The sequence below is a fragment of the Brevundimonas sp. TWP2-3-4b2 genome, from assembly GCF_049897345.1.
GTDB lineage: Bacteria > Pseudomonadota > Alphaproteobacteria > Caulobacterales > Caulobacteraceae > Brevundimonas.
In genome coordinates, this window is sequence record NZ_JAFCWB010000003.1 from 44,215 (window position 1) to 67,754 (window position 23,540).

26 protein-coding genes are annotated in these 23,540 nt (G+C 67.6%); 17 read left to right on the top strand and 9 right to left on the bottom strand.

Going from position 1 to position 23,540, the window contains the following annotated elements; all coding sequences use genetic code 11:
* Positions 1 to 137 precede the first annotated feature (137 nt).
* Complete coding sequence (locus ACP7AS_RS07215; RefSeq protein WP_426028195.1) at positions 138 to 998, bottom strand: hypothetical protein; 861 nt, start codon at positions 996 to 998, stop codon at positions 138 to 140.
* Between the two features lie 391 nt (positions 999 to 1,389).
* Between ACP7AS_RS07215 and ACP7AS_RS07220 the strand changes: the two genes are divergently transcribed.
* The gene (locus ACP7AS_RS07220; protein WP_426028196.1) at positions 1,390 to 2,904 is read left to right on the top strand and encodes a hypothetical protein; all 1,515 of its coding nucleotides are present in this window, start codon (positions 1,390 to 1,392) and stop codon (positions 2,902 to 2,904) included.
* A 77-nt stretch (positions 2,905 to 2,981) separates the two neighbouring features.
* The gene (locus ACP7AS_RS07225) at positions 2,982 to 5,630 is read left to right on the top strand and encodes a TonB-dependent receptor domain-containing protein (RefSeq protein ID WP_426028197.1); all 2,649 of its coding nucleotides are present in this window, start codon (positions 2,982 to 2,984) and stop codon (positions 5,628 to 5,630) included.
* A 57-nt stretch (positions 5,631 to 5,687) separates the two neighbouring features.
* Here the strand turns inward: ACP7AS_RS07225 and ACP7AS_RS07230 are convergent, their stop codons facing one another.
* A complete protein-coding gene (locus tag ACP7AS_RS07230; RefSeq protein WP_426028198.1) occupies positions 5,688 to 6,722 on the bottom strand; it encodes an NAD(P)H-binding protein in 1,035 nt (344 codons plus the stop codon).
* A gap of 503 nt (positions 6,723 to 7,225) precedes the next feature.
* On the opposite strand from ACP7AS_RS07230, the gene ACP7AS_RS07235 reads away from it, so the two are divergent.
* The 3 genes from ACP7AS_RS07235 to ACP7AS_RS07245 all read left to right on the top strand — a co-directional run bounded on the left by ACP7AS_RS07235 (position 7,226) and on the right by ACP7AS_RS07245 (position 9,659).
* Positions 7,226 to 8,122 carry a hypothetical protein gene (locus ACP7AS_RS07235; RefSeq protein ID WP_426028199.1) on the top strand — a complete coding sequence of 299 codons (897 nt, stop codon included), beginning with the start codon at positions 7,226 to 7,228 and terminating at the stop codon, positions 8,120 to 8,122.
* Between the two features lie 198 nt (positions 8,123 to 8,320).
* A complete protein-coding gene (locus ACP7AS_RS07240) occupies positions 8,321 to 9,178 on the top strand; it encodes a hypothetical protein (RefSeq protein WP_426028200.1) in 858 nt (285 codons plus the stop codon).
* 133 nt (positions 9,179 to 9,311) lie between these two features.
* Positions 9,312 to 9,659, top strand: coding sequence for an arsenate reductase (locus tag ACP7AS_RS07245; RefSeq protein ID WP_426028201.1), 348 nt, complete (start codon positions 9,312 to 9,314; stop codon positions 9,657 to 9,659).
* 13 nt (positions 9,660 to 9,672) lie between these two features.
* On the opposite strand, the gene ACP7AS_RS07250 is transcribed toward ACP7AS_RS07245, so the two are convergent.
* Complete coding sequence (locus ACP7AS_RS07250) at positions 9,673 to 9,912, bottom strand: DUF2188 domain-containing protein (RefSeq protein ID WP_426028202.1); 240 nt, start codon at positions 9,910 to 9,912, stop codon at positions 9,673 to 9,675.
* A gap of 189 nt (positions 9,913 to 10,101) precedes the next feature.
* Between ACP7AS_RS07250 and ACP7AS_RS07255 the strand changes: the two genes are divergently transcribed.
* The 10 genes from ACP7AS_RS07255 (at position 10,102) to der (ending at position 17,763) form a co-directional block, all read left to right on the top strand.
* Positions 10,102 to 10,509, top strand: coding sequence for a hypothetical protein (locus ACP7AS_RS07255; RefSeq protein ID WP_426028203.1), 408 nt, complete (start codon positions 10,102 to 10,104; stop codon positions 10,507 to 10,509).
* A 21-nt stretch (positions 10,510 to 10,530) separates the two neighbouring features.
* Positions 10,531 to 11,070, top strand: a complete 540-nt coding sequence (locus tag ACP7AS_RS07260; protein WP_426028204.1) for an RNA polymerase sigma factor — start codon at positions 10,531 to 10,533, stop codon at positions 11,068 to 11,070.
* Positions 11,060 to 11,356, top strand: coding sequence for a hypothetical protein (locus tag ACP7AS_RS07265; protein ID WP_426028205.1), 297 nt, complete (start codon positions 11,060 to 11,062; stop codon positions 11,354 to 11,356). The genes ACP7AS_RS07260 and ACP7AS_RS07265 overlap by 11 nt, the downstream gene beginning before the upstream one ends.
* A 115-nt stretch (positions 11,357 to 11,471) precedes the next feature.
* Positions 11,472 to 11,876: a DUF6249 domain-containing protein gene (locus ACP7AS_RS07270; protein WP_426028206.1), complete on the top strand. Its 405-nt coding sequence runs from the start codon at positions 11,472 to 11,474 to the stop codon at positions 11,874 to 11,876.
* 24 nt (positions 11,877 to 11,900) lie between these two features.
* Positions 11,901 to 12,461, top strand: coding sequence for an RNA polymerase sigma factor (locus ACP7AS_RS07275; protein WP_426028207.1), 561 nt, complete (start codon positions 11,901 to 11,903; stop codon positions 12,459 to 12,461).
* Positions 12,451 to 12,870, top strand: coding sequence for a hypothetical protein (locus ACP7AS_RS07280; RefSeq protein WP_426028208.1), 420 nt, complete (start codon positions 12,451 to 12,453; stop codon positions 12,868 to 12,870). Before ACP7AS_RS07275 ends, ACP7AS_RS07280 begins: the two co-directional genes overlap by 11 nt.
* Positions 12,871 to 12,948: 78 nt before the next feature.
* Complete coding sequence (panB, locus tag ACP7AS_RS07285) at positions 12,949 to 13,785, top strand: 3-methyl-2-oxobutanoate hydroxymethyltransferase (RefSeq protein ID WP_426028209.1); 837 nt, start codon at positions 12,949 to 12,951, stop codon at positions 13,783 to 13,785.
* A gap of 92 nt (positions 13,786 to 13,877) precedes the next feature.
* Positions 13,878 to 14,654, top strand: coding sequence for a tetratricopeptide repeat protein (locus ACP7AS_RS07290; RefSeq protein WP_426028210.1), 777 nt, complete (start codon positions 13,878 to 13,880; stop codon positions 14,652 to 14,654).
* A 23-nt stretch (positions 14,655 to 14,677) separates the two neighbouring features.
* Complete coding sequence (locus ACP7AS_RS07295) at positions 14,678 to 16,108, top strand: PQQ-binding-like beta-propeller repeat protein (RefSeq protein ID WP_426028211.1); 1,431 nt, start codon at positions 14,678 to 14,680, stop codon at positions 16,106 to 16,108.
* 32 nt (positions 16,109 to 16,140) lie between these two features.
* Positions 16,141 to 17,763: a ribosome biogenesis GTPase Der gene (gene der, locus ACP7AS_RS07300; protein WP_426028212.1), complete on the top strand. Its 1,623-nt coding sequence runs from the start codon at positions 16,141 to 16,143 to the stop codon at positions 17,761 to 17,763.
* A gap of 13 nt (positions 17,764 to 17,776) precedes the next feature.
* On the opposite strand, the gene ACP7AS_RS07305 is transcribed toward der, so the two are convergent.
* Positions 17,777 to 18,172, bottom strand: coding sequence for a hypothetical protein (locus tag ACP7AS_RS07305; RefSeq protein WP_426028213.1), 396 nt, complete (start codon positions 18,170 to 18,172; stop codon positions 17,777 to 17,779).
* A gap of 2 nt (positions 18,173 to 18,174) precedes the next feature.
* Positions 18,175 to 18,927 carry an SDR family NAD(P)-dependent oxidoreductase gene (locus ACP7AS_RS07310; RefSeq protein WP_426028214.1) on the bottom strand — a complete coding sequence of 251 codons (753 nt, stop codon included), beginning with the start codon at positions 18,925 to 18,927 and terminating at the stop codon, positions 18,175 to 18,177.
* Positions 18,928 to 18,999: 72 nt separating this feature from the next.
* On the opposite strand from ACP7AS_RS07310, the gene ACP7AS_RS07315 reads away from it, so the two are divergent.
* Positions 19,000 to 19,257: a CopG family ribbon-helix-helix protein gene (locus tag ACP7AS_RS07315; RefSeq protein WP_426028215.1), complete on the top strand. Its 258-nt coding sequence runs from the start codon at positions 19,000 to 19,002 to the stop codon at positions 19,255 to 19,257.
* Complete coding sequence (locus ACP7AS_RS07320; RefSeq protein ID WP_426028216.1) at positions 19,254 to 19,568, top strand: type II toxin-antitoxin system RelE/ParE family toxin; 315 nt, start codon at positions 19,254 to 19,256, stop codon at positions 19,566 to 19,568. Before ACP7AS_RS07315 ends, ACP7AS_RS07320 begins: the two co-directional genes overlap by 4 nt.
* Here ACP7AS_RS07320 and ACP7AS_RS07325 read toward each other — a convergent pair.
* From ACP7AS_RS07325 to radA, 4 genes are read right to left on the bottom strand one after another with little or no spacing between them, the layout of a single operon-like run.
* The gene (locus tag ACP7AS_RS07325) at positions 19,565 to 19,909 is read right to left on the bottom strand and encodes a VOC family protein (protein WP_426028217.1); all 345 of its coding nucleotides are present in this window, start codon (positions 19,907 to 19,909) and stop codon (positions 19,565 to 19,567) included. The genes ACP7AS_RS07320 and ACP7AS_RS07325 overlap by 4 nt on opposite strands.
* A 29-nt stretch (positions 19,910 to 19,938) precedes the next feature.
* Positions 19,939 to 21,453 (bottom strand): amidophosphoribosyltransferase, encoded by a 1,515-nt coding sequence (gene purF, locus ACP7AS_RS07330; protein WP_426028218.1) that lies wholly within the window; start codon positions 21,451 to 21,453, stop codon positions 19,939 to 19,941.
* Between the two features lie 27 nt (positions 21,454 to 21,480).
* Positions 21,481 to 22,077, bottom strand: a complete 597-nt coding sequence (locus tag ACP7AS_RS07335; RefSeq protein ID WP_426028219.1) for a CvpA family protein — start codon at positions 22,075 to 22,077, stop codon at positions 21,481 to 21,483.
* Positions 22,078 to 22,105: 28 nt separating this feature from the next.
* The gene (gene radA, locus ACP7AS_RS07340; RefSeq protein WP_426028220.1) at positions 22,106 to 23,476 is read right to left on the bottom strand and encodes a DNA repair protein RadA; all 1,371 of its coding nucleotides are present in this window, start codon (positions 23,474 to 23,476) and stop codon (positions 22,106 to 22,108) included.
* Between the last annotated feature and the right edge of the window lie 64 nt (positions 23,477 to 23,540).

Below are 23,540 nucleotides of genomic sequence, written 5' to 3' on the forward strand. Positions count from 1 at the left end.
CGCCGGCCGCGGTCCTGAGTGCAGCTTTGACGGCATGTCCAGGCGGACGAGCCTGGACCGCAACCCGGGTTTCACCAAGAGCACGGCGGGCATGGAGACGGCGGGGATGGCGGGCTCAGTCGCGGGACCGGCCATTTTCAGTGCGTCAACAGCAGGTTCGGACCGTCCGAGCTGCCGAGGAAAGCGCGTGTGGCACCGCCGAAGACCGCCTCGCGCAGACGCGAATGACCCCAGGCCCCCGCGACCAGCAGGGTCGCCATCCGGCCTTTTGCCGCCGCCAGAAGCGCGTTGGCCTCGTTGTCCCCCTCGACCAGGACGGGCGTGCCTTCGCCCACACCGTGCAGCCGGAGATAGACGCTCAGGCGGTCGATGTCGGGGTCGCTCGCACGCTGATTGAGTCCGGTCACGCACTGCAGGATGTGAATCCCGCTGGCCATCGCCAGCAGGGGGAGGGCGGCTTTGACCGCCCGACCCGCCTGCGGACTTCCGTCCCAGGCGATCGCCGCCGGACCCGAGAGCGAGTCCGCGTCGAGACGCCCGACCAGGACCGGTGCGCGATCACTCAACAGGCACTGGGCGAACATCTCGCGACCGAGGCCATGATCGAGATGTCCCTGTCCGAAGATGACCAGGTCGGAGAGGGGAGCGTGGCGGCTCAGGGCCAGCGCCGGCCTCAGGCTGCGGCCGAGCACCGCCATCCGCGGCGCGCCGCGACCGGACCCGAAGGCGATGTCGGCCTGACGGGCGGCCGTCTGCGCCGATTCCTCGATCCGTCCTTGAAGCGCGCGCTCCGCCGCGGCCAGTTCCTCGATCGCGGCGGGTGCCAGTGTGGCCCCGAGGGTCAGGCCGAGGGCGACCATGTCGGCAGCGCTGTCCGGATAGATCGGGAGGACCTCCACGACCGCGTCGTGCTCCCGGGCCAGACCAGCCGACAGGCCGAGGGCCCGACCGTCGCGGTCTCCTCCCGCGGCGATGACGATCAGATGTTTCAGGCTCATGGCATGTCTCCCCTCATCCGGGGAACTCTGCACCTTGCGCCGGTCCGCGCCCTTGATCGACATCAATGGATCCTGGGCCGTTGGACGTTTCCGGGGCCCGGTGTCAGGCGTCCAGGCCCACTGCCGGAAGTCTGCCGGTCTCACGCCACGCTTCAGGGTGACCACTGTGCCGCCTGCTGTGAAACTTCTGCCGTATCAGGACGGCTTGTCACCGAACCGCGAAGACAACTTCACACAAGCGACCCGGAACCGTCACCGTCCGGCGTGGGTGATGTCATATCCCCCCCCTAAGCACAGCGCTGGGCGGGGGGCGATGTCATCATCGCGTCGGGGGTCGAGGACTCCTGACGACTCCTGCCGTGAAATTCTTTTGCACAACACGGTGAAAACGATGACCGGCATTCGACTGACGACCCTGCTCGCGGTTTCCGCCAGCGCCCTGGCCCTGGCCGCATGCGGCTCGGCGGAAGTCGCGTCCCCCGGCGAAGGCGACTTCGGCAGCGGCACGGGCGGTGGTGGTGGCGGCACGACCCCGCTTCCCCCCGGTACGCCGGCCGCTGACTGCCCGACCGGCCTGGCCAATGTCGGCGTCGTCGCCGGCGGCACCCTGCGGGCCTGCCAGCTGCCCGCCACCATCACCGGTGCCCTGACCCTGTCGGTCCGCGCCGGCACCATCTATGCGATCAGCGGTCGCACCGAAGTCGGCACTGACCGTGGTGCCGATCCGGCGGCCCCGGTCGCCGGCAGCGTCCAGGGCGTCCTGACGATCGAGCCGGGCGTGCGCGTGTTCGCCTCGGGCGGCACCGACTACCTGCTGGTCAACCGCGGTTCGCAGATCTTCGCGGAAGGCACGGCGACCAACCCGATCATCTTCACCAGCCGCCAGAACGTCGAAGGCACGACCACGGCGACGTCGCAGGGCCAGTGGGGCGGTATCGTCATCGCCGGCCGCGCCCCGACGGCCGTCTGCCCGGTCGGCGTCGTCGCGCCGAACGCAGCCTGCGTCGGTCAGGTCGAAGGCACCAGCGCCAACTACGGCGGCAACTCGCCGGCCGACAACTCGGGCCGCCTGCGCTATGTGCAGGTCAACTATTCGGGCTTCGAACTGTCGCCCAACAATGAGCTGCAGGCCCTGACCCTGGCCGGTGTCGGCTCGGGCACGACCATCGACCACTTCCAGTCGTACAACAGCTCGGACGACGGCATCGAAATCTTCGGTGGCAACGTCAACCTGTCGCACCTGGTCATCAACGGTGCCGACGACGATGGCCTGGACACCGACACCGGCTGGCGCGGTGGTGCCCAGTTCGTGATCATCACCCAGAAGCCCACCGCCGTCACCAACGGCAGCCGCGGCGTCGAATGGTCGGCCGCCCCGTCCGGCACCGCCTATTTCTCGCAGCCCAAGGTCTCGAACGTGACCATCGTCGGCCGTAACGCCGCCGTGGCCGCTGACGCCCTGATCACCCAGAACACCGGCACCGACGCGACGATCATCAACTCGGTCTTCACCAACCCGTCGACGTCTGCCGCGGCCTGCCTGGACATCGACGACGCCAACACCGTCACCAACACGCCGATCTTCAACTCGGTCTTCTTCGCCTGTAACCGTCCGTTCGAGAATGACTCGAACATCGACGGTACGGCCACGGGTGCCATCTTCGCCCTCGGCACGAACAACACCTCCGCCGGAACGTCGTCCATGACGGCCCCTGCCGGTGCCACGATCACCAACTCGAACCTCGCCTTCATCAACGGCGCCAACGAGACGGCGGTCGTCCCGACCAACGCTCCGGCGGCCTACAGCTTCTTCGTGGCCGTGACCTACATCGGTGCCGTCCGGAACAGCGCCGACACCTGGTACCAGGGCTGGACCTGCGGTCTCCAGGCCGGCTCGAACTGCTGACGACGGATGACGGGCGGCGGCCACTGGCCGCCGCCCGTCTGCCCGCCACTTCCGTTGAATTCCTCGAGGCGCAGATCATGAAGACCGTCACCCTGACCCTGACCGGGGTCCTGCTGGCCACCAGCGCACTGATCGCGCCGGGGCTGGCGTTTGCTCAAACCGCGCCGGCGTCGCAGAGCCCGACCGCCCAGACCCCCGCTGTCGAGGCCGAGCCCGAAGCGGACGAGACCCAGCTTGACGAAGTCGTGGTGCTGGGCCGCTTCATCCCGACCCCGAACCGCGAAAGCCCCGAGGTCGCCGCCTTCCTGACGGCCGAAGACCTCGAGCGTACCGGCGACGCCAACGTCGCCCAGGCGCTGACCCGCGTGACCGGCCTGTCGATCGTCGAAGGCCGATTCATCTATGTGCGGGGCCTTGGCGAGCGCTATTCGTCCGCCCTGCTCAACGGCTCGCCCCTGCCCAGCCCGGAACCGCTCCAGCGCGTCGTTCCGCTGGATCTGTTCCCGTCGGAAATCCTCGCCGGCGTGACGGTCCAGAAATCGTATTCGGTCAGCTACCCCGGCGAGTTCGGTGGCGGCGTCATCGATCTGCAGACGCTTTCGACCCCGGCCGAACCGTTCTTCAGCATGAGTGCCTCGGTCAGCGGCAACACCGAGAGCACCTCGAAGGAAAACCTGATCTATTTCGGATCGCGCACCGATTTCACGGGCTTTGACGACGGCACGCGCGAAGTGCCCGGTCCGCTGCAACTGGCGTTCAACTCGGGCAACCGGATCGGCGACAACGGCAACTACACCGCCAGCCAGCTGCGCCTGATCGGCCAGTCGCTGAGCAACTCGCCGCTTCGCCTGCTCCAGCGTGAAACAACGCCCGCGAACTTCGGTCTGAAATTCGCCGGCGGCACGAACACCGAGACTCCGCTCGGCACCCTGGGCCTGATCGTTTCGGCCGGCTACGACAACAAGTGGACGGGGCGCGAAGGCGTCCGTCAGACCGGCCGGATCGACGCCGGCTCCCTGATTGTGGCCAATGACTACGGGTTCCAGTCGAACCAGAACGACATCGGCCTGAACTTCCTCGGCGGGCTCAGCCTGACCGGCGACACCAGCACGATCAAATGGACCAATCTCTATATCCGCAACGTCACCAAGGAAGCCCGCTCGGAAGCGGGTTTCGATGACGCGTCCGGCGGTATCCGCCGCACCGACGCGACCGAATGGTTCGTGCGTCAGCTGTTCTCGACCCAACTGGCCGGCGAGCACGAGTTCGGCGCTGCCAGCGAGTGGGATCTGACGTGGCGCGCCGCGTACGCCAAGACCTCGCGCGACGCACCCTATGAGACGCGTTTCGGTTATGGCGTGAACCCGACCGGTGCCTTCATCCACGACATCGAGACCAATGCGATCTCGTTCAGCAACCTGGACGACGATGTCGTCTCGGGCGGCGCGGACCTCAGCTACACCCTGGCGCTGTCGGACCAGCGCGATGCCGTCTTCTCGGTCGGTGTCTCAACCTACGACAACAACCGGGATTCCGAACAACGCACCCTGCGGTTCATCGCCCCGAACGGCCTGACCTCTGACCAGCTGGAGTCCCGGGTGGACTTCCTGTTCGCCGACATCAACATCGGGCCCTTCCTTCAGATCGAGGAAATCACCGGCTCCAACGGTGCCTCCGCCTTCGAAGGCCAGCTGACCGTCAATGCGGCCTACGCCCAGGTGCAGGCCGAGGTCATTCCGCTGGTGAACCTGAACCTCGGCGTCCGCTACGAGGACGGCGAACAGACGGTGGTCCCGCGCGACCTGTTCGGCGGCGCGACCGGCTTCCTGCCGACCGAGATCAAGGAGCAGTATGTTCTGCCGGCGGGCACGATCACCTGGAATTTCGCCGAGGACATGCAGTTCCGTCTCGGGGCCTCCAAGACCATCGGCCGGCCCCAGTTCCGCGAACTGGCACCGCAGCAGTACACCGACCCGGAAAGCGACCGGACCTTCATCGGCAACCCCTATCTGGTGGACACCGAGATCCTGAACCTGGACGCGCGCTGGGAATGGTATTTCGCCCGTCAGCAGTATCTGACGGCCGGCGTCTTCTACAAGGATCTGGACAAGCCCATTGAGTCCAGCGTGGTCGACCAGGGTTCGTCCATCTCGCAGACCTTCCTGAACGCGCCCAACGCCGTGGTCATGGGCTTCGAGCTCGAGGCGAAGAAATTCTTCGAGTTCGGCTCGGACATGGACTTCATCGCCAACAAGCGCTGGCTGGTCCAGGCCAACTACACCTACTCGGACTCCCAGGTGAATGTGGAGGCGGGTGACACCGTCACCACCCAGAACAGCCTCGGTGTGGCCCAGCCGGCGTCGTTCTACGTCATCGACGGCAGCCGTCTGCAGGGCCAGTCGGACCACGTCGCCAACCTGCAACTGGGTTGGGAAGACGATACGGCCCGGTCGCAGGCGACCCTGATCGCCAACTATGTGTCCGAGCGCAGCTCGGCGCGCGGCCGCCCGGGCGAGCCTGACCTGATCCAGGAGCCGGGCGTCCAGCTGGACTTCGTCTACCGCAAGGATTTCGAATATGCGGGTCGCGACTACGGCTTCGCCCTCGAACTCCGCAACCTGCTGGGCGAACAGTTCCTGGAGTATCAGGAGCTGGGCAACCGGGTCATCATCAACGGCTATGACCTGGGAACCAGCGGCTCGGTCAGCCTGACCGCGCGGTTCTAGACACGGACACTGGAGGAGCGGTCGCCTGACCGCTCCTCCTCCGTCTTCCGGCGGGGATCAGAAGACCGACTGCTCGCTCCGTTCCAGGGTGGTTTGGCCCCGGATCAGTTGCGCGTGATAGTCGGCCAGGGTGTTAGCGCCCGTCTCCGGGGTCGCATCGGCGTCGTAGAGACCCGTTTCGGGGTTCAGCACCAGCATCGATTCGCCGGCGTAATAGCGTCCGATCCGGGCCAGCTCGGCCTTGGCCGCGAGCGACGGAACCACCCGTCCCAGCGCGCCCAGCGTCGCCGCGATCCCGCCCAGCAGGCCGGTCGGCACCCGGCTGAAATGCGGCTCCTGCCCCAACAGGCGGAACAGGGCCTCGCCCTGCTCGCGCGGTGTCTGTGCCGGTCCGGGGCCACCGATCGGCAGGATGCGGTTGTGGCGCGCGGGGTCGTCGATACAGCCGGCGATATAGGTCCCCAGGTCACGGTCGCTGATCGGCTTGCAGGCGGTCAGGGCTCCGTCGCCGAAGACCATGAAGGGCTTGCCCGCCTTCACCCGCGCCACCTGGCCTGACAGGGATTTGAAATAGGCTGTCGGGCGCACGATCGACCAGGTCAGGCCGGACTCCATCAGGGCCTTTTCGAACGCCAGCTTGGCGTGCTGGAAGGCCAGCCGGGGCTTCTGCACACAGATGGCCGACAGCAGGACCATCTGCGTCACGCCGGCCGTCCTGGCCGCCGCGAGGGCATCCAGATGCGCGCGATGGTCGATGGCCCAGGCGTCGGCGGCCACTCCGGTGCGCGAGGCCAGGCACGAGACCAGCACATCGAACCGCTCGCCCCGGAAGCCGTCGCGCGCCAGCGATGCGGGATCCGCCGCCTCGCCCACGCGAACCTCGGCCCCGTCCAGCAGGCGCGCACTGTCGTCCGGCGACAGATGGCCACCGGCTCCCGCGCGCGATCGCACCAGACAGACGACCTGATGGCCCTTCTCGACCAGCGCCCGCACCGTCGCGCGGCCGATGTCGCCGGTCGCGCCGAGCACAAAGACCCGCAGCGGGCGCGTCGCGCCGGAGGGGAGGGAGGGCGAGTGCGGGGAAACGGTCAAGGGTGCCGCCGGGCTGTGGGATGACGAGAGGACGGTCCGTACTATGGCGAAACGGGACGGGAGGCCAAGCCGTGGTCGGAGCGGTGAGGGGGAGCATCGAACGCCGGCGGCCATCCAAGGCATTCCCGACGGTGAGCAAGTTGTCAGGGTTGTAGCCACCAGCGCCTCGGCCGCCGGCAAGCTGACTCTCTGAATGTCTCCCAGGGGTGGGAAGCGGACGCGGAGCCAGACCCGTTTGACGGTCTCCTCCTCGCAAAGCGGAACCATTCACCGATCGTCCAGGAGCGGACGTTCAATCATGACCCCCGGACGCCAGACAAAATTCTGCTTTCGGACGGTGGAAGACAACCCGCACCGAGACCATGGCCGACGAGGCCGGTGATTTGCCACATGCGCGTATAGCATCCGGAGCAGTCGCTTGCTGGGCGTGAGCCTCCCCCGGAACCACATTGACCTCCCTGCTTCGTTGAGCGAGCGTCACAACCGGGACGGGGGCGCGCGCGATGACGGACGTGATGAGGACGCGGCGATCGCGCCAGCGGGCAACCGGGGCGACGACTTCTGATTCCATCGACCTCTTCAGCGAACAGGCCCCGGCTATGCGCCCGCCCGAAACCCTGGAGGCGCTGGAGCTCGCACTCAGCGCCGCCCGCAAGGAAGCGGCGCTGGAGGCTCCGGCGCGCGACGTTCTCACCCGCAACGCCCTGCTGCTCGACGAGCAGATCGGGCTGGCCCGCAATGAACGCTTTCGCGCGCGCATCAAGGCGGTCCGCGACCTGTCCATCGCCGCCACCGTCTTCCTGCTGCTGGCGGCTGTCGGTGCGATGGTCTGGAGCGCGCGGCAGGCGAACGAGGTCGTGCTGCAGGCCTTTGTGGTTCCGCCCGAAATGGCCGCCGAAGGTCTTACCGGAGAGGCGGTCGCCGGAGAGTTGCTGGATCGAATGGGTGCAATCCAGACCAAGGCTGAGGCCTCGACGGTCTTTTCCAAAACCGAGGCGCGGGGCGAGGGTGAGACGGTCCGTGTCGAGATCCCGCAGACCGGGGTCTCCCTCGGCGAGGTCGAGCGCTACCTGCGCCAGCGCCTTGGGCGTCAGACGATCGTCTCCGGCGCGCTTCGCCGGCGGGGGGACCGCCTGCTTTTGACCGTCCGCGCAAGCGGATCGCCCGGGCGCACGCTGGAGGGGACAGAGGCGGAACTACCCGCCTTGCTCCAGACCGCCGCCGAGGCCGTGCTGCAGGACACCCAGCCGCTGCGCCTGACAGGATATCTGGTCGGCGAGAAGCGCTTCGCCGAAGCGGAGGCTGTGCTCCGTCCCTTGCTGGCTAGCGGCCCGAACGAGGAGCGCTCGCAAGCCTACATGGCGATGACCACGATCTTCTTTAGCAGTCAGCGGCTCTAGGAGGCTCGCAGCGCGGTTCGTCAGGCGGTGCGTCTAAATCGTTCCGGGGCATCGCTGGCTTATCTCGGGGCGGCGGAAGGGGCGCTGGGGCGGCACGAAGCCTCCCTGTCTGCAATAACGTCGGCGCGCGCCGCCTTCCGTCAGCCCGGAGGCGGCGATGCCCTCAGCCCGGTAGTGCGCGAGACCGCCGACCCCGTCATGCTGCAATGGATGCAAGGGTACACGCGAGATTACACCGACGCGGTGAAGAACAACCAGAACGCCGCTGCGATTGCTGCTCGCCTCGGCGACGAGCAGAGTCGTCGGTTTAGCCTCTGGAACGCAGCGCAGTACGCAGCGGCGGGACGTGACCTGCCGTTGGCCCGGCGTCTGTCGGCGGACCTCCCGCGAACGGAGGAGACGTTGCTCAACCGCAACTTCCTGGAGTTCGAGACCGCCGCCGCTCTGGAAGACTGGCCCAGCGCGCTCCGCGCCTCCCTTGCGATTCCCAACGACGGCCCTCCCGAGTTTGTTGCCCTCGACGCCCGCTACCTCGCTCTCAGCGGTCGCATGCCCGAAGCCGCGGAACTCGCTGCGGGCTTGCGCAACGATTGCTACCCCTGCCTGATCGTTCGGGGCGAACTCGCCGCCTGGTCGGGCGATGCGCCCGCTTCCGACCGCTGGTTCGCCGAGGCCGTGCGGCAGGGTCCGTCCCTGCCCTCCACCCACAGCGCCTGGGGGCAGGCCAGGCTCGCGCGGGGCGACCTGCCGGGCGCGATCCGGATGTTCCGCGAAGCGCAGGCGCGCGGCCCTCGCTGGGCGGACCCGTTGAAGTTCGAGGGCGATGCCCTTGCTCGCCAGGGCGACCACCGCGCCGCGCTGCGCCGCTATGAAGCTGCCCTGGATCGTGCCCCGAACTGGGGCGGTGCCCATCTGGCCGCTGGCCGCGCGCTCGCCGCCTTGCGAAGGCCGCAGCAGGCGACCGAAGCCTGGCGTCGTGCCCTGCGCCTGGATCTCAGCGCTGCGGACCGGGCGCAAGCATTCCGCCTCGTGGCGGCTCAAACCCCGAGACCGTGACGGAGAGCGGCCATGCTAAAGTCCGCTCTGAGGCAGAGCCGGTCGGCAATGCCCGGTGCTCCGAGGGTCCGTAACGGGTCAAGAGCTGACATTGGCCTCGCTGTCCGAGGCCGACATGGATTGAGAGACTGATATGACCGTCACGATGTTTGGCATTCCCAACTGCGACTCGGTCAAGAAGGCGCGCGTCTGGCTGGGCCAGAACGGGGTCGACCATGTCTTCCATGACTACAGGAAGGCGGGCATCGACCGCGCGCGGCTGGAGGGCTGGGTGGCCGAGCATGGGTGGGAGACCATTCTGAACCGGGCCGGCACGACCTTCCGGGCCTTGCCGGACGCGGACAAGGCGGGTCTGGACGCGGATCGGGCCGTGGCCCTGATGCTGGCGCAGCCGTCCATGATCAAGCGCCCGGTTCTGGACCTGGGAGACCGGACGCTGGTGGGGTTCAAGCCGGAGCTCTACGCCGCTCTGGTGGTGTGACGGGCGAGGGCGCTCAGCCCTCGACGGCGACCTCGGGCCGGTCGTGGCCGTCGGCGCGTTCGGTAATCCACCGGCCCGAGGCGTCGGCATATTCGATGAAGGAGTCCTCGTCGGGGACCTTTTGCTCGTGCGCCACGGCCACCGCGGCGGCCCGGGCCGAGTCGTGCGTCGGATAGGTCTCGGAAAAGGTGCCGCCGGCCTGGTAGGCCCAGCCTCCGTCATGTTCGACGATGCGATAGGTTATCTGGGCCATGGGTCTCTCCGTCATCAGCGAACCTGGGTGTCTGCCATCGAACGCGAGCCGGCCGGATGGGTTGCCCGACAACCGGCGCACGACATCGTCCAGTGAAAAAATCCCGCCCGCTGCATCCGCTGGCGCGGCTGGCACCGACTACCCTATGAAAGCGCGGGCGACGGGCTCGGCGTGACGAGGGGTATGACGATGGAAGACCTTTTCCGTTCCTATTGGTGGTTGATCTTTCCGCTCGGCTGGTTCGTGGCGTCCGGCTTTTCGACCCTGCTCAACTACCGCCGCCAGAAGGATACGCTGAAGCTGATCCAGGCCTATGCCGACAAGGGCCAGGAGCCGCCGGCCGCCCTGCTCAAGGTGCTGGAACGGCCGATCGATGCCGATGACGATTCCTGGCGCACGCGTCGCGACGGCCGGCCCGGCGATGGATCGTGGTTCTCGGTGGTCCTGTTCGGGGTCATGAGCGCCGGCTTCGCCTATGCCAGCTGGTCCGATATCTATGGTGCGGGCGAGGCCTTTCTGATTGTGGCGTTTGTCCTGGGGGCCTTGTGCCTTGCCAGCCTCGTCTCGGCCCTGGTGGGACGCCGGCCCGGGCGCTGATGTCTGACCGGAACCGGAGCCATGGGGGGATTTCAGACCGATGCCGAACTGGTGAGCCGCGCGCTCGCCGGTTCGGACACCGCCTTTTCGCGGCTGGTCGAACGGCACCAGTCGGCGGTGCGCGGCTTTCTGCGCCGGGCGCTGGGCAGCGGCTGGGCCGAGGCGGACGACGTGGCCCAGGACGCTTTCCTCGCCGCCTGGCGGTCGTTGCGCTCGCTCAGGGATCCGACCGCCGTCCGGCCCTGGCTGTGCGGCATCGCCTGGCGCAAGGCCCAGGACCGGGTGCGGGCTTCAAGGCGAGGTGCCGCGCGCGACAGCGTCTGGCTGGAGACGGTAGATTTGCCGTCGGGCGTGTCGCACGAGGACCGGCTGTCCCTGGTCGCGGCCATGGCCGACCTGCCGGCGGACGTCCGTGCCTGCGTCGCCCTGTGCCTGGCCGACGGCTGGTCGCATGGCGAGGCGGCCTTGGCGCTGGACTTGCCACTGGGCACGGTGAAGTCCCATGTTGCCCGTGGACGGGCGCGACTGCTGAAAGCGCTGGGAGGTCCGGATGACGCCTGAACAGAAACTCCAGGCCCTGTTCGCTGCCGAGGCTCCGCCGGCGCGCGACCATGCGTTTCAGGCGCGCGTAGCCCAGAGGATCGCCCTGCGCCGGGCGTGGATGACGGTTGCGGCGATGGTGCCCTGGGGTGTCGCGGCGACGGCGGTGCTGTGGGCGCTGATCCCGGTGATCCCGCCCCTGACGCAGGCGTTGAGCGCGCTGGTGCCTGCCGCCGCTGCCCTCGCCGGTGTGGCGGTCAGCGCCGTCGCGGCCCAGGCCCTGTCGCGCCGCTTCAGCCCGGGCTGAACCGCCTTACGAAAGTTTCACGTGGTGCGCCGCATCCATGGACGCCCTTCACCGCCTCTTGTCGTCAGAAGGCCGGGGCATCACGCTTCGGTCTGACAAAAGAGGGGATACCCACATGGAAGACTTCATCCCGCTGGTGGCCATTCTGTCGGTCTTCGGCACCATCACCGCGATTGCCTTTGGCCCGACCTATCTGAAATTCCGCGAACGCCGCGAAACCCAGGAGACGGTTCGCCGCGCCATCGACAAGGGCCAGCCGCTGCCGCCCGAGGTGCTCGACGCCCTGACCCGGGACGTGACCAAGAACCTGCCCTCGCGCACCCGCGACATTCGCCGCGGCGTCATCTGGCTGGCCGTCGGCATCGGCATCGCCGCCTTCGGCCTGATCAACGACTTCAGCTCGCTGAACGGCGGCTGGGAAGACAATGCCGGCGACGGCCTGTTGGGCATCGCGGCCATTCCCGTCACCATCGGCCTAGCCTTCCTCGTCCTGAGTTTCTTCAACAAGAACAAGGACTGAGCCGGGTCGGACGGGGGAGAGAAGATGACCCAGGATCTGATCGACCGGCACGACGTCGAGCTCGCCGCCCTTGCGGCGGCGGGCGGACGGCGCGAGTTCGGCGAGCTGGTGCGTCGCCACGGTTCGGCGGTGCGCGGCCTGCTGCGGCGGATGGGGGCGCAAGCCACCCTCGCCGACGACATCGCCCAGGACGCCTTCATCCAGGCGTTCGAGCGGTGCGCCGAATTCCGCGGTGAGGGCACCTTCGCCGCCTGGGTCAAGCGGATCGCGGCCCGTCTCTACATAAAGCGGGTCGCCAAGGAAGCTCGCTATATCGCTGAAGTCGAACAGGAAGACGTCGCGCCCACGACCGATCATGCGGGCCTGATGGATCTCGACGAGGCGCTCAAGGGGCTCAGTGAGCCCGAACGAATGTGTGTCTCCCTTTGTCACGGGGCCGGCATGGCGCATCCCGAGATCGCCGCCGCCCTGAATTTGCCACTCGGCACGGTGAAGTCTCATGTCAAACGTGGTCTGGATAAACTCCGCGCGCGGCTCCAGCCGCAATCCGCGCAGCCCCTGGGAGGGACGCAGCATGTCGGCTGACGAGTTCGATCCCGAAATCGAGCGCCTGTTCGCGCGCACGCCGCATCTGTCCGATGCGGCCCTGTTCAACGCACGGGTCGAGCAACGCCTTCAGAAGGGGTCCCGCGTCCGTGTCCTTGCCCTGGGGCTTGCCGGTGTCATCGGCGGTGCCGTGGCGATCCGCGAGACGATGAGCGTGAACCTGGGTCTGACCGGCGGGGACGGCGTGGTCGCCGGCGACGCCCTTGGCCAGGGCATTCGTTCCACCTCTCTGGGTATCCAGAGTTCGGTCCAGGGTGGGCTGGACCAGTTCGGCCTCGGTAGTCTGGAACTGGGGTCCCTGGGCGGCATGCAGATGTTCTGGATCGCCGCCGGTGCCCTGATCGCCCTGGCCGCGGCCGGGGTGATGAAGCTGTCCCAGGAGATGTGATCCTGCCCCGTCATTCTCTGCCAGGGATGACGGGGAGGGGCCGCGTCGCTATCTAGGGCTCCGAACAGGAGCCTCGCCATGTCCAGCCAGAAGCAGGAAACCGTCCGGCGCCTCGCCGCACCCGACATCCGGTCGCGCAAGGGCGGTGAGCCGATCGTCTGCCTGACGGCCTATGATGCGCCCACCGCTGCCCTTCTTGATGACCACTGCGATCTGCTGCTGGTCGGCGACAGCGTCGGCATGGTGGTCCATGGCCTGCCCAACACCGTCGGCGTCACCCTGGAGATGATGATTCTCCACGGCCAGGCCGTCATGCGCGGCTCGAAAAAGGCCATGGTCGTCATCGACATGCCGTTCGGCAGCTATGAGGGCGGCAAGGAACTGGCCTACGAAAACTGCGCCCGGGTGATGAAGGAAACCGGGGCCCAGGGGGTGAAGCTGGAAAGCGGCCCGACCGTCGCCGAAACCATCGCCTATCTGGTCCAGCGCGGCATCCCGGTCATGGGCCATGTCGGCCTGCGCCCCCAGGCCGTGCTGACGGACGGGGCTTTCAAGGCCAAGGGGCGGACCGACGAGGAACGCCTGCGTGTCATGTCCGAGGCCGAGGCCACCGCTGACGCAGGCGCATTCTCGATCGTCATCGAAGGCGTCGCCGAGGGGCTGGCCCGGGACATCACCGCCGCTGTCGACAAGCCGACGATCGGCATCGGTGCCTCGTCCGCCTGCGATGGCCAGATCCTGGTCACGCCGGACATGCTGGGCCTGTTCGACTGGACGCCGAAATTCGTCCGCCGCTATGCGGATATGCGCGGCGAAATCGACCGGGCCGTGGGTGCCTATGCCGCCGACGTGAAAGCCCGCCGTTTTCCTGCCGAAGTCGAGACCTACTTCTCGAAAAAGCCCGTCACGCCCTAAGCCGTGCGTTGCGGCGGGCAGGCCGAGCCTCTAGGGTCCGGCTGGATTGAATTTCAGCGGCCTCGGTGCCGTTTTCTGGGGGCGACATATCCGTGGTTGATGTCTTCGAGCAGGTCGAGGAGGAGCTTCGCTCCGACCGCTACAAGCGGCTCGCCCGCACCTGGCTGCCCGTCGTCGGCGGCGTTCTTCTGGTTGCCCTGATCGCGGCGCTGGTGTTCTGGGGCTGGGACAGCCTGCAGACGTCGAAGGCCGACAAGGCGTCTATCGCCTATGATCGCGGCATGCAGTCGCTCCAGGCCAACAATGCGGTCGGTGCAGACGCCGCCTTCACCCAGGCGGCCAAGGACGGTAACGGGGCCTACAAGTCCATGGCCGTGATGCAGCGAGCCGGCATTGCCGTCGAGGCCAACCGGATTCCGGACGCCATCCGGATGCTGGACGACGCCGCCAAGGCGTCGGGTGATCCCATCCTGTCGGACGCCGCCGCGCTGAAGAGTGCCTGGCTGGCCATGGATACCGAGACGCTCGCCCAGATCGAAGCCCGCCTGACGCCGCTGACCAAGGACAGTCGTCCGTTCAGCGTGTTCGCCATCGAGGCCCTGGCCATGGCGCGGCTGCAGAACGGGCAGGTTGCGCCGGCCCGCGAGGCGCTGCTTCTGCTCAAGAACGGTCTCGACACGCCGGAGATCGTCAGCCAGCGCGCGGATCTCGCGATCGCGGCCATCGACTCCGGTTCGGCCGGCAATCTGAAGAAGATCGTTGAGGCCCAGCGGAACCTTCCGGCGGCCCCGGCCGGCTTGCCCGCCGCCGCCGCCCAGGCCGGAGCGCCTGCCCAGGCCGCGCCGGCCGCCGCTCCGGCCCGCCCGTGACCCCCGTTTCCAGGACGTCCGCCATGAATCGCGTACTCAAAGTCGCTCTGCTGGGCGGTCTGGCCGTCTCCCTCGCCTCGTGCGCCAGCGTGCGGAGCGCCTTGCCGTTCGGGCTCGGCGGCAAGGATGAACCCCAGGCCACGGCGACCGTGGGCCAACGGATTTCGGTGCTTGAGTTTGAGCAGCAACTGGCCCCGTCGGCGGCCCTGTCGGGCCGTGACTTCTTCCTCCCGGGCCCCCAGGCCGCCACGGCCTGGACCCAACCCGGGGGCAATGCCGACAACTCTGTCGAGCACGTGATCGCCGCACCGGCGTTCACCGTCGCCTGGCGTCGCGGCGTCGGCGCGGGCTCGGGGCGTACGCGCCAGATCATGGCCCCCGTGGTGGCCGATAACGGCCGCGTCTTTGTGCTGGACGGCGAGTCCACGGTGTCCGCGCTTGACGCCGGCACGGGTGCCCAGGCCTGGAAGGTCAATATCAGGCCGGATGAACGCGAAGGCGGCAGCCGCGGCTTCTTCGGCATCGGCGGCACGGGCGGAACGACCGGCGGCGGCTTCGGCGGCGGCGTGGCCGTGGGCGGCGGCAAGGTCTTTGTCTCATCCGGTTATCGCATCGTCACCGCCCTCGACCAGGCCACGGGCGCGGTGCTCTGGACCACGCCGGTCGATGTGCCGATCCACGGGGCTCCGACCGTCTCGGGCAATCGGGTGTTCGTCGTTGACGTCGAGAACCAGATCCAGGCCTTCGATATCGCCACCGGCAGCCAGGTCTGGTCCTACCGCGGCATTCCGGAGCCGGCCCGCATCATGCGCGCCTCCAGCCCGGCGGTGACCGGCGACACCGTCATTGCCCCGTTCTCGTCCGGCGAGGTCGTGGCCCTTCGTGCCTCGACCGGCCAGTCGGTCTGGCAGCAGGTCCTGTCACGGACCAGCCGGACCAGCGCCCTGTCCGAAATCCGCGACATCGCCGGCCGTCCAGTCATCAGCCGCGGCGTCGTCTATGCGGTCAGCCACTCCGGACAGCTGTCCGCGCTCGACATCCGCTCGGGACAGCCGAAATGGGCCCCCTTGCCGATCGCGGGTGTCAATGCGCCGCTGCCGGTGGGCGATGTCATCTATGTCGTGTCCAAGGATGGCGAACTGACCGTCATCAATCGCGATACCGGCCAGATCTACTGGAGCCGTGACCTCAATGAGGGGCGCGTGCGTCAGGAGGGCGGGCTGCTCGGCTTCTTCGACCGTACGGTGCGTCCCGAGTGGTCCGGCCCGATGCTGGCGTCAAACCGGCTGGTCCTGACCAATTCGGACGGTGAACTGGTTGCCCTCGATCCCAAGACCGGTGCCCAGACAGCCTCTCTCAAACTGGGGGCCGGTCCGGTCTATCTGGCTCCCGCCGCATACAATGGCGCGCTCTACGTTCTGAGCGACAAGGGCGACCTCGTCAGCATTCGCTGACGTCTGACCACAAACTGCGTTAGAAGGCCGACATGGCTCTCAAAGTCGCCATCGTCGGCCGCCCCAATGTGGGCAAGTCGACACTGTTCAATAGACTCGTCGGCAAGCGTCTCGCGCTGGTCGATGACCGACCGGGAGTGACCCGCGACCGCCGCTACGCCGACGGCAACATCGGCGACATGGATCTGACGCTGATCGACACGGCGGGTTACGAGGATATCACCGACGACAGCCTCGAATCGCGGATGCGCGAGCAGACCGAGGCCGCCATCGAAGACGCCGACCTGCTGTTGTTCATGATGGACGCGCGCGAAGGCGTGACCTCGCTGGACGAGATCTTCGCCGACCGTCTGCGCCGTCAGCACAAGCCGGTGATCCTGCTGGCCAACAAGTCCGAGAGCCGCGAGAGCGGCGGCGGCATCGGCGAATCCTGGTCGCTGGGCTTCGGCGAGCCGGTCGCCATCTCGGCCGAGCACGGCGAGGGCATGGCCGACCTCTATGCGGCGGTGGTCGCGGCCAGCACCGACATCTTCATCGAAGAGGTCGACGAGCCCGACAAGCCGATCCGCATCGCCATCATCGGCCGCCCCAACGCCGGCAAGTCCACCCTGATCAACCGCCTGATCGGCGAGGATCGCATGCTGACCGGCCCCGAGGCCGGCATCACGCGCGATTCCATCTCGGTCGACTGGGAATACGAGGGCCAGAACATCCGCCTCGTCGACACCGCCGGCATGCGCCGCAAGGCCCGGGTGCAGGAGAAGCTCGAGAAGCTGTCGGTTGCCGACACCATCCGCGCCATCACCTTCGCCGAGGTGGTCGTGCTGGTCATGGACAAGGATGACGCCTTCGACACCCAGGACCTGCAGCTGGCCGATCTGGTCGAGCGCGAGGGCCGGGCCCTGGTCTATGTGGCCGCCAAATGGGACCTCGAGGAAAGCCCCCAGGCCAAACTGGCCAAGCTCAGCCAGATGGCCGAGGACAAACTGCCCCAGTTGAAGGGATCGCCTTTCGTCGCCCTGTCCTCGCACAGCGGGCGCGGTGTCGAACGGCTCATGCCCGCAGTGCTTCAGGCCCATGCCACCTGGTCGGTCAAGGTCAAGACCAAGGACCTGAACGACTGGCTGTCCATGGCGACCCAGAGGCATCCGCCCCCCGCCGTCGACGGCAAGCGGATCAAGCCCAAATACATGGCCCAGACCAAGGCCCGCCCGCCGACCTTCGTGCTGATGGCCAGCCGCGCCGAAGCCATGCCGGAACAGTACAAGCGCTATCTGGTCAACAATCTGCGGGAGAGTTTCGACCTGCCGGGCACGCCGATCCGTCTGATCGTCAAGTCGGGCAGCGAGAACCCCTATGCGCCGGGCGGCTCCAAGTCGGGCCCTGAACGCTACAAGGGCGACGCCAAGACCGCGCCGCGCAAGGTCATCAAGAAGGCCGAGCGCGCCGAGATGCTGTCCAACCTGCCCGGCAAGGCGCTGGAGCAGAAGAAGGCGGGCAAGACGAAGCTGAAGCCGATCGCCGGGTTGAAAGCCAGCGCGTCCAAGAAGGCCGGTTCGTCGGTGGCCGTACAGAAGGGCGCCCGTGGTGGGGCGCGTCAGGTGTCGCGGTCGGGCCGCGTGCGGACGGGGCAGAAGCACCTGCCGAAGAAGTAAGCTTCTCCGGCGATCAACGGCGGCGGGCGGCCAGAAGCGGCATCAAGCCGAACACGACCTGGCCGAGTAGGCCGATCGCGCCGGCGGGGGTTGCGAAGGCCGCAGCCTGCCGGGCAAGCGGGCGATCGAACATCAGCAGCGACAGCGACGTCTCGGCCACCATGAGCAAGGCGAAGGCGGTGAGGCCCATCGTCAGCCTTGCCGGTGCTCTCGCCGGAACGGAAAACCTGCGGGCGGTCCAACCGGCGGCGAGCCAGCTGATGAACAGGACAATCGGGGTCTCGATGAGCACGGCGACGACGTCGCCTGTTCTGGGAGCAACGATGAGCGTGCGGATGACGCCCAGCACAAACGCAAGGCTGACGACGATACAGAAATAGGCCGCTGCTGCTGCGAATGGCCGGTGCATTGTCAGATCAGCGCCGCCACGTTCGGCTCGCTTGCCCAGTCCTTGAACGTCACCTCCAGCGGCGGCTCCAGGTCCCCGCGCGCCAGTTCGACCATCAGCGGGCCGATGGCCGCGGGGTGGATGACGTCCTGCGGATCCTCGCCCGGATAAACCTGGGCCCGCATGGCCGTGCGCATCCGGCCCGGATCCAGGATCGCAACCCGCACCGGGGTGGATTCAATCTCGTCGGCCCAGCATTTGACCAGGGCCTCGGCTCCGGCCTTGGTGGCGGCGTACATGCCCCAGAAGGCCTTGGGCGCGGCGGCGACGCTGGTCGTGACATAGACGGCCCGTCCGGCGTCCGACGCCTTCAGCAACGGTTCCAGCGAGCGGATCAGGCGATAGACGGCGGTGAAATTGGTCTTTTCGACCTTGGCCCAGACGCGCGGGTCGGCGTGGCTGACCGGCGTCAGGCCCGAGGCCCCCATGGTTGCCGCCGCCTGAACCCAGACGTCCAGCCGCCCGAACCGCTCATAGATCGCCCCGCCCAGCCGGTCGATGGCCCCCCCGTCCACCAGGTCGAAGGGAATCAGGGTCGCGTGCTTGCCGGTCGCGGCGAAGATGGCATCGTCCAGTTCTTCCAGACCCCCCACCGTGCGGGCCGTGGCGATGACATGCGCCCCGGCCTTCGCCAGGGCCAGCGCGGTCTCGTAGCCGATGCCGCGCGAAGCCCCCACGACGAGGGCGATGCGGTCTTTGAGGTGCAGGTCGGTCATGGCGGGTTGGTAGGCATGGCGTCTTGCGGGGTCAATGTGTTACGTTGTCATACAATCCAATGGGGTCAGGTCATGGCTAAGACGGCCACGCTCACGCTTCGGGTCAGTGAAGCGCTCAAGGACAAACTCGGCCGGTTCGCCGAACAGACCAACCGGACGCCGTCGTCGGTGGCCGAACGCACGCTCGAGGTCTTTCTGGATCGAGAGCTGGAGATGATGGCGGCCGTCGACCAAAGCCTTGAGGACTTCCGTGCGGGTCGAACGGTACCCCACGCAGAGGCCATGCGGCGGATTCGTGCCACGCTCGACAAGCACAAGAAGCAGCCTTGAGGGCCGTCGATTGGTCGGAAACCGCGATCGACCAATACGAAAACGCCATCGACTATCTGGCGGAACGCAACCCGGATTCGGCGGAGGCGCTGGCCGAACGCATCCAGCCGACCGTTGAAGGATTGGCGCGCCGTCCCATCGGGCGTCCCGGTCAGCGCGAGGGAACCTATGAGAAGGCGGTTCTCCGAACGGCGTATCTGGTGATCTATTCGCTGGTGGGCGGACCCGAAGGCCAACTCCGCATCCTGAGAATCTACCATACCGCGCAGAACTGGACAGCGTGGTCCGCCGGGCCTGAAGAGCTTCCCTAAAACCCCGGTGCGGGTTGCCACAGGCTGAAACTGACGCCCTGATCATCGCTGACCGCGACCGAGCGCCCGGTCGAGCCGTCGGCGGGCACGGCCGTCTTGCCGCCGAGCTCGACCACCCGCTTGCACAGGGCGTCGACGTCATCGACGCGGAAATACAGGTGAGGAAACTGGCCCGGCCGCTCGGCCTTGGTGAAGCCGAACGCCGGATCGCTGCCGGCGACATGGGCATAGGTCGGGCCGGACTCAGCCTCGTTGAACGACCAGCCGAACAGGGCCGAATAGAAGGCCCGCGCCTTCCCGACATCCGGGGTGTCGATGGTGAAATAGCCTAGCTGAACCATGCGACGCCTCTGAAGAAACGGATTGACCCTTAAGCGCTGACCAGCAGGGAAAGTTGCCGTGCCGCCACGTCGCGCCCCCCGGCCTCGATCTCGCGATCAAGCAGCCGGGTCGGGTATTCGCCGGTGAAATAGTGGTCGGTGAACTGCGGATTGTGCGGATCGCGGGGACCCGCCTCCATGGCGTCATACAGGCCGTCGACCGACAGGAAGCCGAGGGAGTCGACCTCGAGGAAGGCCCGCATCTCCTCCAGCGTCTTGTTGGCGGCGATCAGCTGGTCCCGCTCGGGCATGTCGATGCCATAGAAGTCCGGCCACAGGATCGGCGGGCTGGCCGAGCGCAGATGCACCTCCGTCGCGCCCGCCGCGCGCACGGCGCGGACCAGCTTGACCGAGGTCGTGCCGCGCACGATGGAATCGTCGATCAGCACCACCCGCTTGCCCTTCAGCACCGAGCCGTTGGGACTGTGCTTCATCCGCACGCCCTTCTGTCGGGCCCCCTGGCTGGGCTGGATGAAGGTGCGGCCCAGATAGTGGCTGCGGATGATCCCCATCTCATAGGGGATGCCGCTTTCCTGCGCATAGCCCAGCGCGGCCGGCACGCCCGAGTCCGGTACGGGGACGACCACATCGGCCTCGACCGCATGCTCGCGGGCCAGTTTCATACCCATCCGCTTGCGCACGCCATAGACGGAGCGGCCGTTCACGACGCTGTCGGGGCGCGAGAAATAGACGTATTCGAACAGGCAGGGTCGGGCCGCGCGCGTGGGGAAGGGCTTCAGCGACTTGAGGCCTTCGTGGTCGATCACGACCACTTCGCCATGTTCGACGTCGCGCTCGAAGGTCGCGCCGATGGTGTCGAGCGCACAGGTCTCGGACGCCAGCACCCAGGCGTCGCCGAGGCGGCCCAGCACCAGCGGGCGGATGCCCAGCGGATCGCGCGCGCCGATCAGCTTGGACCGGGTGGCGCAGACCAGGGCATAGCCGCCCTCGATACGGCCGATGGCGTCGATGAAGCGGTCGACGATCTTGGCCTTACGGCTCCGGGCGATCAGGTGAAGGATGACCTCCGAGTCCGAGGTCGACTGGAAGATGGCCCCTTCGCCGACCAGCTGGTTCCGCAGGTAGAGGAAATTGGTCAGGTTGCCGTTGTGGGCGATGGCGATGCCGCCCTGGTCCAGATCGGCGAACATCGGCTGGATGTTGCGCAGGAAGCTGCCGCCTGCGGTGGAATAGCGGGTATGGCCGACGGCCGCCGAGCCCGGCATCCGGGTCGACAGGTCGGCCCCGCCGAACGCCTCGCCCACAAGACCCATGTGTCGTTCGGTGTGGAAGCGCGTCTCGTTGACGCTGGCCATGCCGCAGGCTTCCTGTCCGCGGTGCTGCAGGGCGTGCAGGCCCAAGGCGACAACGGCGGACGCCGCGTCCTTTTCGGCCCCCCAGACGCCGCAGACGCCGCATTCGAGGCGCGGACGATCGTCGTCGGCGTCGCGATAGTGATCCCGGTGAACGACCGGATCGGCGATGGAATGCTCTGGGCGGCTCATCGTGGGGCTCCGATGAAGCAGGGAACGCTAGCGTGCGGCGGACGGGCGCGAAGTATTGTTTCTTTGGGGCGGGGGCAAGGCATTCTCATCGGAAAACCCTTTGCTCACGGACGAACTGACGACCGGTGACAGCGCGTCCGCGCCCCGCCCGATGCCCGGCAGGACGATCTGGATCATCCGGGCCGCGCCCGCCGTAACCGGCCGCAGGGCCGCCTCGCTGAGCCAGCGCGGGGTCTTCTCGCCGGGCAAGGCCGCGACGATGACCAGATGGATGGCCCCCAGAAGCACCAGCGATCGCGCCGCGCCGACAAAGATGCCGACGATCCGGTCGAGGCTGCCCAGCTGCGGATGAGCCTGCGCGCGCTTCGACAGGATCGAGCCGAAGATGCGGATGCCGAAATAGATCGCGAGGAAGGAAGCAATGGCCGCCGCGATGGTACCCGCCCAGTCGGGATCGACGAGGACCCGCCCCAGCGGGGCCGTCAGCGGCAGGGCGACCAGGGCGATGAAGGCCGCCAGCACGAAGCTCAGGAGGGTGATGATCTCGCGCGTGCCCCCGCGCACCCAGCCGGCCGCGGCTGAGGCGAGGATGACCAGAAGGGCGATAACGTCGAAACCGGTCATGCGCGCTCGAACTGAAGCTGGTTCAATCTCAATACCGGTTTTGCGAGATTCGTTCGACCGCTTCCGTCAGCCGGTTGACGGCCGTCACCTTCACACCCTTGTCCTTGACCGTCAGGGGCGGCGTCAGGGCCTGATCGAAGCCCAATTTCTGCGCCTCGCGCAGCCGCGCCTCGGCCCGGCCGACGGCGCGGACCTCGCCGGACAGGCTGATTTCACCAAAGACGACGCAGCCCTGGGGCAGGGGAGTGTCGGTCGCCGAACTGATCAGGGCCGCCGCCGCCGCCAGATCGGCCGCCGGCTCGTTGATGCGCAGACCGCCCGCCACGTTCAGATAGACGTCCTGATCGCCGAACCCGAAGCCGCAGCGCGCCTCCAGCACCGCCAGCACCATGGCCAGCCGCCCGGTGTCCCAGCCGACCACCGCCCGTCGGGGCGTGCCATAGGCCGATTTCGACACCAGCGCCTGCATCTCGACCAGCACGGGCCGCGAGCCCTCTATGCCCGCGAACACCGCCGCGCCGGGCGCCCGGTCCTTGCCCTCGCCGAGGAAGAGAGCCGACGGATTGGCCACCTCGCGCAGGCCGGCATCGCCCATTTCGAACACGCCGATCTCGTCGGTGGCCCCGAACCGGTTCTTGCCCGCCCGCAGGATGCGGAACGGATAGCCGCGCTCGCCCTCGAAGCTCAGCACGGCGTCGACCATGTGCTCGACGACACGGGGACCTGCGACCTGGCCGTCCTTGGTGACATGGCCGACCAGCACCACGGCCACGCCCTGCGACTTGGCCAGACGCACCATCTCCCCGGCGCAGGCCCGCACCTGGGTCACCGAGCCCGGTCCCGCCTCATGGGCGTCGGACCACAGGGTCTGGATCGAATCGACGATGACGATGTCGAATTTCTCGCGCTTCAGCGTGCCGAGGATGTCCCGCAGCGCGGTGGCCGAGGCCAGTTCGACCGGAGCCTTTTCCAGCCCCATGCGCCGCGCCCGCGCCCGGATCTGCTCGACCGCCTCCTCGCCCGAGATATAGGCCACCCGCCGCCCCGACAGGGCTGCTCTACCGGCCACGTCCAGCAGCAGGGTCGACTTGCCCACGCCCGGGTCGCCGCTGAGCAGGATGGCCGAGCCCGGCACCACGCCGCCGCCGCAGACGCGGTCGAACTCGGTCACGCCGGTGATGATTCGCGGCGGCTCGGGCGTTTCGGATTGCAGGCCCTCGAACTGGACCCCGCGCCCGCGCGCCGCCGCGCTGGTCGAGGGCTTCATCGCGCCGGGCGGGGCCGCGCGGCTCTCCTCGACGATCGAGTTCCACTGGCCGCAAGCGCCGCACTGGCCGGACCACTTGCCGTGGACCGCCCCGCAGGACTGACAAACATAGATCGCGCCGTCTCTCGCCATGAGACCGGCTTACAGGAGTCGCGCACGCCGGGGCAGGGGGCGTGGCGTGCGGTACGTCCGGAAC